At 34.0% G+C, this 514-nt stretch carries 1 protein-coding gene; it reads left to right on the plus strand.

Translation table 11 applies throughout. From position 1 onward, the window contains the following. Positions 1 to 514 (plus strand): ATP-binding cassette domain-containing protein (locus FOT98_RS31195; RefSeq protein ID WP_144291251.1); only part of this gene is annotated, 514 nt, incomplete at both ends.

Here is a 514-nt window from a genome sequence, read left to right on the forward strand (position 1 = left end):
CATTTACTGGAAGTTATCAAGAGTTATTAGAATCGGATACCATAACAGGGAGAATGCTTCAACAACCCATAAAATTCAAAAAAACAAGATCTTTTTCTAAATATATTCAGGTGAATCATATTGAATCTCATAATGTCCATGATGTAGATGTTAAAATTCCAGTTGGAATTATGACAGTAATATCAGGTCCTGCAGGTTCGGGAAAAAGTACTTTAGTTAACGCAGTGAAACGGCAGGTTTCTCCGAACCTTTATATTGATTTAAAACAAGACTCCATAGGTATAAATATAAGGTCGACACCAGCAACTTATTTAAATATATTATCTCCAATTAGAAAACTCTTTGGGAAGGAGAATAATGTATCCATACAACTATTTAGTTTTAATGGAAAAGGGGCTTGTCCAAAATGTAAAGGAAAAGGGGTGACAATTACAGAAATGGCCTTTATGGATCCTGTGACTCAAACATGTGAACTTTGCAACGGAAAACGATATAGCAAAGAAGCTCTCCAATA

It is taken from the genome of Bacillus sp. HY001, assembly GCF_007558965.1.
Taxonomy (GTDB): domain Bacteria; phylum Bacillota; class Bacilli; order Bacillales; family Bacillaceae_G; genus Bacillus_A; species Bacillus_A mobilis.